The sequence below is a fragment of the Oceanibaculum pacificum genome (assembly GCF_001618175.1).
GTDB lineage: Bacteria > Pseudomonadota > Alphaproteobacteria > Oceanibaculales > Oceanibaculaceae > Oceanibaculum > Oceanibaculum pacificum.
The window spans coordinates 1-8,946 of the sequence record NZ_LPXN01000030.1; the positions used below are offsets into that span (position 1 = coordinate 1).

Below are 8,946 nucleotides of genomic sequence, written 5' to 3' on the forward strand. Positions count from 1 at the left end.
AAGCTGGGTGAGGGGAGACCCTCCCACCGCTCCGCCCGCCCTACCGCAGCGTCAATTGCTTGGCGATCTCGACCAGGCGGGGGCCGATTTCCTCTTCCAGCTTGCGCGGCGAGAGCAGGAAGGAGGGGCCGCCGCAATTGAGGCCGAAGACGGCAGAGCGGTCGGCGGCCAGCAGCGGCACGGCGGCGGCGTGGACATCGCCCTGCCAGTCGCCCAGCGACAGGCAGAAGCCGCGCGTCTCGATATCGCGGATGGCGCGCTCCACCCCCTGCTCCAGCTTGGGAAACTCGTCGGGGAAGCGGTCGCGCATCAGGCCCAGCAGATAGGCGCGCTCGGCCTCGGGCAGCGAGGCCAGCAGGGCGCGGCCCATGGCGGTGGTGGCGATGGGCACGCGCGAGCCGACATCCAGGCGCAGCGTCACCGCCCCCTGCCCGCGGCAGCATTCCAGATAGACCATCGACAGCCGGTCGCGGCTGCCCAGCGCCACCGAGGCGTTGGCCTGGTCCGCCAGTTCCTGCATCAGCGGGCGGGCGCGGTCGCGGATATCCAGGCCGGCCAGCATGGAATAGCCCAGCGCCAGCACGCCCGGCCCAAGCTGGTAGATGCCCTGCCGGTCGGCGTATTTCAGATAGCCCAGCCGCGTCAGCGTGTGGGTCAGGCGCGAGATGGTCGGCTTCGGCAGGCCGGTGCGTTCGGCGATATCCTGGTTCCCCAGCCCGGCATCGCCGGGGCGGAAACAGCGCAGCACCTCCAGCCCGCGCGCCAGCGCGGTGACGAACTGCCGGTCCTTCGGGTCCTCGTCGAGCGGATCATCCTCATAGAGCGGCGCTTTTCTGCCACCGCGCGGCATTTTCAGCATTCTGTTCCCAGCGACCATGTATCCAGTGCAACCCCGCCTGCCGCCGCCGCGCGTTGTTGCGGTGCAGCATTTACCGTAGGATGTTTAGGATATAAGCGGAACTTGGTTTTGCCACGCGGAATATCGTCCGCCGCCTGACAAGCCTCCCCATAAGGCCGGCACAAATGGCAGCACCGACAGCAACAGCGTCTTCCATAAGCACCGGACCGGCGATCCTGCCCAGCCCGATCATCGGGCTGGCGCTGCTGACCGTGGTGCTGGCGACGCTGGCGGAGCGCGCTTTGGGCATTCTGCCGGCGCAATATGTCGCGGCGGCGGCCTACCTGATCTTCGTCGCCGCCAGCCTCAAACAGCTCGGCCGGCGCGAGCGCATCCTGCTGACGGTGGCGCTGATCCTGACCGCGCTGGCGATCCTGTCGCAGGCCGACCCGCTGGCGACGCTGCTGAGCGGGCTGGACACCGCCACCTACATGGCGACCTTCCTGCTGACGCTGGGCATGCTGCGCGACGCGGCGGCCACCTCGCCCTCGGTGCGCGATTGCGGCATCTACCTTACCCAGCAGCCGCCGGGGCGGCGCTATGTAGCGCTGCATATCGGCGGCCATCTGCTGGGGCTGCTGCTGAATTTCGGCGTGCTGAACCTGCTGGGCCCGATGATCCGGCGCGGGGTGGAGAGCGGCGACCCGGCGCTGTCGGAAATCCGCGAGCAGCGCCAGATTTCCGCCGTCATGCGCGGCTTCCCGACCATCCTGCTATGGTCGCCGGCCACCATCACCCAGGCGCTGATGATCGGCCTGCTGCCGGGGCTGGAGCCGGCCACGCTGCTGACGCTGGGGTTGGTGCTGACCGGGCTGATGCTGCTGGTCGGCTGGACCGAGGACCGCATCCGCTGGCACAAATTCCAGCGCGCCCGGGCGAATATCGTGCGCCCCGCCCCGCCGCCCGCGCCACTGCGCGCGATCAGCGGCATGGCGCTGGTCTGCCTGGGGCTGGTGGTCTCGGTCGCACTGGTGAAATTCGGCCTCGACATTCCCATCGTCGCGGCGCTGATCACCGCCATCCCCTGCTTCGTGCTGCTGTGGATCGCCCTGCAGAATTTCGGCCTGGGCGCGGCCACCGCGCTCGCCGTCGGCGGGCAGCGGCTGAAGCGGATCGTCACCGTCTCCTTCCCCGCCGCCACGCCGGAAACCTTCACCCTCTCCTCCTCCAGCTTCATCGGCGTGATGATCGCCGCGCTGCTACCGCCGGAATGGATCGCCAGCGCCATCCAGCCGCTGGAGGCCTATCCGATCCTGCTGGTCGCGGTGATCATCGCCATCGTGCCGATTGCCGCACAGATCGCCTTCAACCCGATCATCTCCGTCGTGGTGCTGGGTGCCGCGCTGATCCGCGTGCCGGATTTGCCGATCGATCCGACCACGCTGGCCCTGGCGCTGGCCAGCGGCTGGATGCTGGCGCTGCCCAGCTCGCCCTTCTCCATCCCCAGCCTGATCCTGGGCCGGGTGCTGGACCGGCCGGGCACACAACTCTCCTGGCGGTGGAACGGCCTCTATACCCTGGCGGCCTATGCCACAGTGCTGATCTTCATCGCGGCGGTGCGGCTGATCTGATCGACCAGTTTCGCATTGCAGAACTGCCTTTCGCTTTTCTATAGTCGGCAAAACGCCAAGAAAGCCATAAGGGAGTGATGCCGTGGCCCTCGACCAGGAAACCTTCGACCAGCTCGTCCAGACCGTCCGCCGCTTCATCCGCGAGCGGCTGGTGCCGCTGGAGCGTCAGGTCGACGAGACCGACAAAATTCCCGACGACATCGTGGCCGAGATGAAGGAGCTGGGGCTGTTCGGCCTGTCGATCCCGCAGGAGCATGGCGGCATCGGCTTGAACGTGACCGAGGAGGTGAAGATCGCCTTCGAGCTGGGCTACACCTCCCCCGCCTTCCGCTCGATCATCGGCACCAATAACGGCATCGGCTCGCAGGGCATCGTCAATGACGGCACGCCGGAGCAGAAGGCCAAGTATCTGCCGAAGCTGGCCAGCGGCGAGATCATCGGCAGCTTCTGCCTGACCGAGCCGGATGTCGGCTCCGACGCCGCCTCGCTGCGCACCTCGGCGCGTATGGACGGCAACGAATATGTGATCAACGGCACCAAGCGCTACATCACCAACGCGCCGCATGCCGGCGTGTTCACCGTGATGGCGCGCACCGACCCGGACAATAAGGGCGCTGGCGGCATCTCCGCCTTCCTGGTGGAGAACGGCCTGCCCGGCCTGAAATTCGGCAAGACCGACAAGAAGATGGGCCAGAAGGGCGCGCATATCTGCGACGTCATCTTCGAGGATGTGCGGGTGCCGGCCGATTCCATCATCGGCGGCAAGGAAGGCATGGGCTTCAAGACCGCGATGAAGGTGCTGGATCGCGGCCGCATCAACATCGCCGCTGCCTGCGTCGGCGTCGCCCAGCGGCTGATCGAGGAGAGCACGCGCTACGCCGTGGAGCGCAAGCAGTTCGGCAAGCCGATCGCCGACTACCAGCTTATCCAGGCGATGCTGGCCGATTCGCAGACCGAATGCTACGCCGCCAAGATGATGGTGCTGGACGCCGCCGAGAAGCGCGACCGGGGCGACAACACCATCATGGAAGCGGCCTGCGCCAAATACTACGCCTCGGAGATGGTCGGCCGCGTCGCCGACCGCGCGGTGCAGATTCATGGCGGTGCCGGCTATCTGGCGGAATATAATGTCGAGCGCTTCTACCGCGATGTCCGGCTGTTCCGCATCTATGAGGGCACCTCGCAGATTCAGCAGCTCATCATCGCGCGCGAGATGCTGAAGGAGCATCGCCGGTAAGCGGGAGCGGCATCCGATGGACTATCCGACGCCCGCCCTGGATATCTACGACAATGTCTGGCACGCCATCCGCTATTGGGCGGAGAGCGCGCCCGACCTGCCGGCCGTCACCCAGGAAGGCCGGACCTGGAGCTATGGCGAGCTGGGCCAGGCGGTGGAGCGCACCGCCGCCTTCCTGAAGGCGCATGAGGTGCATGCGGGCGACCGCGTGCTGCTGGTGATGGAAAACAGCATCGCCGCCATCGCCGGCATGCTGGCGGCGATGAAGCTGGGGGCCTGGGCGATCCCGCTGAACGCCCGGCTGTCGGCCCGCGAGATCGACGAAATCCGCAAGCACGCCACGCCGCGACTGACGCTCTACACCGCCCGGATCTCCAGGGACGCGGCCGTGCATGGCGATCGGCACGGCGCGCAGGCCGCGCCCAGCCTGGAGGAGATCGGCGCCACCTATGCGGCGGCCGACGGCATCGTGCATCCCGAACCCAGCCTGGGCCCGCCGCGCGACCGGGTGGCGGCGCTGATCTACACCTCCGGCACCACCGGCGCGCCGAAGGGCGTGATGCTGACGCACGGCAACCTCCTGTTCATCGCCGGCCGGTCGAGCCAGGCGCGGCGGATGTCGCCGGCCGACAAGGTCTATGCGGTGCTGCCGATCAGCCATGTGTTCGGCCTGGCCTCGGTGTTCCTTGGCAATATGTATCGCGGCTCGCACCTTTATCTGGTCTCCCGCTTCGCCCCGGCCGAGGCGGCGCGCGCGCTGGCCGAGGAAGGCATCACCGCCTTCCACGGCGTGCCGGCGATGTTCAGCCATCTGGCCGGGCTGGCCGCCAGCACCGGGCAGCCGCTGGCCGCGCCGAAGCTGCGCTACATGTCGGCCGGCGGCTCGCCGCTGGACCTCACGCTGAAACAGCGCATCGAGCGGCTGCTGGGTGTAGCGCTGAACAATGGCTATGGCCTTACCGAAAGCTCCCCCACCGTCTGCATGACGCAGATCGACGATCCGCGCGCGGACGATACGGTCGGCACGCTGCTGCCCGACGTGCAGGTGCGCATCGTGGATAAGGACGGGGCTGACCTGCCGCCCGGCGGCGTCGGCGAGATGTGGGTGAAGGGCGGGCTGGTGATGAAGGGCTATTACCGCGACCCGGCCCGCACCGCCGAGGTACTGACGCCCGATTTATGGCTGAAGACCGGCGATTTCGCGCGGCAGGCGGACGATGGCAGCCTGTATATCGTCGGCCGGCTGAAGGAGCTGATCATCCGCTCCGGCTTCAACGTCTATCCGGCGGAGGTCGAGGGCGTGATCACCAGCCACCCGGACATATCGATGGCCGTGGTGGTCGGCCGCAGCCGGGACGGCAATGAGGAGGTGGTCGCCTTCGTGCAACCGATCCCCGGCCGCGCCATCACCCCGGAAGCGCTGGAAGCCTTCGTCGCCGAGCGCCTGGCGCCCTACAAGCACCCGGCGCAGTATCTGATCCGCGAGTCCCTGCCGGCCACGCCGACCGGCAAGATCCTGCGCCACCAATTGCAGCAGGAAGCGCGGGGGCTGTAACCCCCGCTCTCCCCCGCTTCTCCTACGCCGCCATTGTCGCCGAAAGGCCCAGCAGGGCGCGCCGGCGAAGCCACAGGCTGGGACGGTAACGATCCTCGCCGGTGATGGCCTGCAACCGGTCGAGAATCCGGCAGGTGGTGGCCACGCCCATCGCATCGACCATCGCCAGCGGGCCTTGCGGGTAGTTCAGCCCCAGCGTCATGGCGAGGTCGATCTCCGCCGGGCTGGCCAGGCCGATCTGCGCCATCTCGCACGACAGATTGCCGACCATGGCGCGAATGCGCTGGGCGACGAATCCCGGCGAATCCTGGATCGCGGTCACCTTGCGGCCCTCGCGGCCGACCAGGGCCGCAACCGCGTCGCGCATCGCCGGATCGGCCCCCGGCGCGGTCATGATGGTGATGCGCCGGGAGATGTCCGGCGTCAGGTCGAGCGCCACCAGCCGGCGATAATCCCGCCCGGTGCGGGCGGCTAGCGTGGTGGCGTCCTCGCCGATGGGGGCGCACAGGATCGGGCTGACGCCGTCATCCACCTCGCTGATGGAGATGCCCAGACCGGCGCAGAATTCGGTCAGGCGGGGATCGTCCTCCGCCAGGATGACGGTGGAGGGCGCCGCGGCGTCGGTGGCATGGTCCGGGCTGGGGGCGTCGAGAATGCCGCCCTTGTCGTCATAGCGGTAGAAGCCGGCCTTGGTCTTGCGGCCCAGCCGCCCGGCCTCGTACAGCGCCTTGTGGTGCGGCACGGTCTTCAGGCGCGGATCGTGCAGATAGCCCTCATAGACGATCATGCTGACCGGGTAGTTCACGTCGATGCCGGTCAGGTCGAGCAGCTCGAACGGCCCCATGCGGAAGCCGCAGCAATCCTTCATGATGGCATCGATCTGCGCCGGGGTGCCGACGCCCTCATGCAGCAGCCGCAGCCCCTCGGTGGTGTAGGCGCGGCCGCCGGTATTCACCAGGAAGCCCGGCGCGTCCTTCACCGTCACCGGGGTGCGGCCCATGCGCCTGCCCAGCTCGGCCAGCGTTGCGGCGACCGCATCCTCCGTCTCCGGCCCCTTGATGATCTCGACCAGCTTCATCAGCGGCACGGGGTTGAAGAAATGCATGCCGGCGACCCGGCCGCGCGCTTCGCAGCCGCGTGCGATGGCGGCGATCGGCAGGGAGGAGGTGTTGGAGGCCAGGATGGCGTCGGCCGCCACATGCTTCTCCAGCTCGCCGAAAATCCTGCGCTTCAGCTCCAGATCCTCGAACACCGCCTCGATCACCACCTGGCACGGTGCCATGCCGGCAAGGTCGGCGGCGATCTCCAGCCGCTCCTTCATGGCCGCGACGGCATCCGCTTCCAGCCGGCCTTTTTCGACCAGCCGGTCGAGCCGGCCGAACACCAGGTCGCGCGCGGCCTCGGCCCCGCCCGGCTTGGCGTCGTGCAGCACGATCTTGCAGCCGCCCTCCAGCCCGACCTGGACGATGCCCTGGCCCATCGCGCCCGCGCCGATGACGCCGACGGTGAAATCCTTATCCGATACAGCCATCACAGACGCCCTCACACCCGTTCGATGATGGTGGCGATGCCCTGGCCGACGCCGATGCACATGGTGCACAGCGCGTAGCGGCCGCCGGTTTCGTGCAGTTGCTGCGCCGCCGTCAGCAGCAGGCGCGCGCCGCTGGCCCCCAGTGGATGGCCCAGCGCGATGGCCCCGCCATTCGGGTTCACGCGGGCATCGTCGTCGGCGAGGCCGAGCATGCGGGTGGTCGCCAGCGCCTGCGCGGCGAAGGCCTCGTTCAGCTCGATCACGTCCATCCGGTCGATGGTCAGGCCGGCCAGTTTCAGCACCTTCTCCGATGCCGGGGCCGGGCCGATGCCCATGATGCGCGGCTCCACGCCGGCCACGGCGGCGGCCACGATGCGGGCGCGCGGGGTGAGGCCGTGCGCCTTGGCGGCGGCCTCCGAGGCGACGAGGATGGCCGCCGCACCGTCATTCACGCCCGATGCGTTACCGGCGGTCACCGTGCCGCCTTCCTTGCGGAACGGGGTGGACAGCTTCGCCAGCTGCTCGATGGTGGTGTCGCCGCGCGGATGCTCGTCCAGCTCGACCATGATAGGGTCGCCCTTGCGGCGCGGAATGCTGACGGCGACGATCTCCTTCGCCAGCCGCCCGTTGGCCTGGGCGGCGGCGGCCTTATGCTGGCTGCGCAGCGCGAAGGCGTCCTGATCCTCGCGGCTGACCTGGAACTGCTCGGCCACGTTCTCCGCCGTCTCCGGCATCTGGTCGATGCCGTACTGCTTTTCCATGATCGGGTTCACGAAGCGCCAGCCGATGGTGGTGTCGTAAATCTCCGCCTTGCGGGAGAAGGCGCTGTCGGCCTTCGGCATCACGAAGGGCGCGCGCGACATGCTCTCCACGCCGCCGGCGATCATCAGCGCCGCCTCGCCGGCGCGAATGGCACGCGCGGCCTGCACCGTCGCCTCCATGCCGGAGCCGCAGAGCCGGTTCACCGTCGCCCCCGGCACGACCGTCGGCAGGCCCGCCAGCAGGCCGGCCATGCGCGCGACATTGCGGTTATCCTCGCCGGCCTGGTTCACGCAGCCATAGATGATGTCGTCCACCGCCGCCCAGTCGACGCCGGGGTTGCGCTGCATCAGCGCCTTCAACGGCACGGTGGCCAGATCGTCGGTGCGCACGGCGGACAGGCTGCCGGCGAAACGGCCGATGGGCGTGCGGATGGCGTCGCAGATATAGGCGTCGGTCATGGCTTTTCCTCGGATTGTTTGATGCTTCCTAGCATTTACAGGCGAAGCTGGCACAGCCTATGATTCGAATCAATTCTGCAAAACCCAATTCCGCCCAGCAAAATAATCAGGGAAGAACCGCATGTCCGAAGTCCTCGTCGAACGCCCGGAAGACGGCGTCGCCATCGTCCGCATCAACCGGCCGGAGGTGCGCAACGCGCTGAACGTCGCCACCCGCAAGAAGCTGGCCGAGGCCTTCGCCGCCCTGTCGGAGGATGCCGGCGTGCGCGCCATCATCCTGACCGGCAACGCCGAATCCTTCGCCGCCGGGGCCGACCTGCGCGAATTCGTCGACGCCACGCCGATCGATCTGCTGCTGCGCCATACCGAGCGGCTGTGGCGCGCCGTTTCATCCACCCCGCAGCCGGTGATCGCCGCGATCAACGGCTTCGCGCTGGGTGGCGGGCTGGAGCTGGCGATGCACGCCGACATCATCGTGGCCGGCGAAGGGGCGAAATTCGGCCAGCCGGAAGTGCGCGTCGGCATCATGCCGGGGGCCGGCGGCACCCAGCGCCTGACCCGCGCCATCGGCAAGTTCCACACCATGAAGCTGTGCCTGACCGGCCGGCCGGTCGACGCCGCCGAGGCCTACCAGATGGGCATCGTCAGCACGCTGGTGGCCGACGACCAGGTGATGGAGACGGCGCTGAAGATGGCCCGCGACCTGGCCGCCCTGCCGCCGCTGGCCGTGCAGCAGATCAAGGAGGTCATCGTCGCCGGCGAGGATTGCTCGCTGGAGGCCGGCCTGATGCTGGAACGCAAGGCGATGCAGATGCTGTTCGCCTCCGACGACAAGAAGGAAGGCATGCAGGCCTTCTTCGAGAAGCGCAAACCGGCGTTTACGGGGCGGTAGGCGGGAGCTTGCCGCCGGACCCTTCGAGACGCCGCTTCGCGG

7 protein-coding genes are annotated in these 8,946 nt (G+C 68.2%); 4 read left to right on the forward strand and 3 right to left on the reverse strand.

What is annotated here, in order from left to right; translation table 11 throughout:
• Positions 1 to 40 precede the first annotated feature (40 nt).
• A complete protein-coding gene (locus tag AUP43_RS02970; RefSeq protein WP_232314862.1) occupies positions 41 to 859 on the reverse strand; it encodes an IclR family transcriptional regulator in 819 nt (272 codons plus the stop codon).
• Positions 860 to 1,023: 164 nt separating this feature from the next.
• On the opposite strand from AUP43_RS02970, the gene AUP43_RS02975 reads away from it, so the two are divergent.
• From AUP43_RS02975 to AUP43_RS02985, 3 genes are all read left to right on the forward strand, one after another.
• Positions 1,024 to 2,469: a hypothetical protein gene (locus AUP43_RS02975; RefSeq protein WP_067552466.1), complete on the forward strand. Its 1,446-nt coding sequence runs from the start codon at positions 1,024 to 1,026 to the stop codon at positions 2,467 to 2,469.
• Positions 2,470 to 2,551: 82 nt separating this feature from the next.
• Positions 2,552 to 3,706 carry an acyl-CoA dehydrogenase family protein gene (locus tag AUP43_RS02980; RefSeq protein ID WP_067552470.1) on the forward strand — a complete coding sequence of 385 codons (1,155 nt, stop codon included), beginning with the start codon at positions 2,552 to 2,554 and terminating at the stop codon, positions 3,704 to 3,706.
• 16 nt (positions 3,707 to 3,722) lie between these two features.
• Positions 3,723 to 5,261, forward strand: a complete 1,539-nt coding sequence (locus tag AUP43_RS02985; protein WP_067552473.1) for a class I adenylate-forming enzyme family protein — start codon at positions 3,723 to 3,725, stop codon at positions 5,259 to 5,261.
• A gap of 22 nt (positions 5,262 to 5,283) precedes the next feature.
• Here the strand turns inward: AUP43_RS02985 and AUP43_RS02990 are convergent, their stop codons facing one another.
• Positions 5,284 to 6,792, reverse strand: coding sequence for a 3-hydroxyacyl-CoA dehydrogenase (locus AUP43_RS02990; RefSeq protein WP_067552475.1), 1,509 nt, complete (start codon positions 6,790 to 6,792; stop codon positions 5,284 to 5,286).
• An 11-nt stretch (positions 6,793 to 6,803) separates the two neighbouring features.
• A complete protein-coding gene (pcaF, locus tag AUP43_RS02995; RefSeq protein WP_067552478.1) occupies positions 6,804 to 8,012 on the reverse strand; it encodes a 3-oxoadipyl-CoA thiolase in 1,209 nt (402 codons plus the stop codon).
• A 121-nt stretch (positions 8,013 to 8,133) separates the two neighbouring features.
• On the opposite strand from pcaF, the gene AUP43_RS03000 reads away from it, so the two are divergent.
• Positions 8,134 to 8,904: an enoyl-CoA hydratase-related protein gene (locus AUP43_RS03000; protein ID WP_067552482.1), complete on the forward strand. Its 771-nt coding sequence runs from the start codon at positions 8,134 to 8,136 to the stop codon at positions 8,902 to 8,904.
• Positions 8,905 to 8,946 lie beyond the last annotated feature (42 nt).

What these genes read in the sequence shown, in the direction of transcription:
- AUP43_RS02970 (WP_232314862.1), bottom strand. Translation starts at nt 859, where the DNA reads ATGCTGAAAATGCCGCGCGGTGGCAGAAAAGCGCCGCTCTATGAGGAT.
- AUP43_RS02975 (WP_067552466.1), top strand. Translation starts at nt 1,024, where the DNA reads ATGGCAGCACCGACAGCAACAGCGTCTTCCATAAGCACCGGACCGGCG.
- AUP43_RS02985 (WP_067552473.1), top strand. Translation starts at nt 3,723, where the DNA reads ATGGACTATCCGACGCCCGCCCTGGATATCTACGACAATGTCTGGCAC.
- AUP43_RS02990 (WP_067552475.1), bottom strand. Translation starts at nt 6,792, where the DNA reads ATGGCTGTATCGGATAAGGATTTCACCGTCGGCGTCATCGGCGCGGGC.
- pcaF (WP_067552478.1), bottom strand. Translation starts at nt 8,012, where the DNA reads ATGACCGACGCCTATATCTGCGACGCCATCCGCACGCCCATCGGCCGT.
- AUP43_RS03000 (WP_067552482.1), top strand. Translation starts at nt 8,134, where the DNA reads ATGTCCGAAGTCCTCGTCGAACGCCCGGAAGACGGCGTCGCCATCGTC.